The following is a 311-nucleotide window of genomic DNA, read 5'->3' on the forward strand; positions in this document are numbered from 1 at the left end:
GCCGGTAGTGGTAGGAATTAAACTTGTTCCGCATGAGCGCGCGCGACGTAAATCTTTATGAGGTGCATCTATAATGGTTTGGGTGTTGGTAATGTCATGAATCGTTGTTATGGATCCATGCTTAATCCCTACTTTTTCTTGCAATACTTTTACCACAGGCGCTAAACAATTTGTTGTGCATGAAGCCGCGGTAACAATTTTATGTAACTGCGGATTATAAAGATGATCGTTCACCCCTACTACTATATTTAAAATGCCCTCTTCTTTTACCGGTGCGGTCACCACCACGCGTTTAACACCTTGGGCTAAAT

Annotated in this window: 1 pseudogene; it reads right to left on the reverse strand. The window is 42.4% G+C overall.

Annotation, left to right across the window (positions count from 1 at the left end):
- Positions 1-311, reverse strand: a pseudogene (locus AAEY62_RS21440) (type I glyceraldehyde-3-phosphate dehydrogenase); the annotation flags it as partial.

Origin of the sequence: Pseudoalteromonas sp. GW168-MNA-CIBAN-0100 (genome assembly GCF_040309225.1) — a bacterium.
In the GTDB taxonomy this organism is placed as follows: Bacteria; Pseudomonadota; Gammaproteobacteria; order Enterobacterales; family Alteromonadaceae; genus Pseudoalteromonas; species Pseudoalteromonas arctica.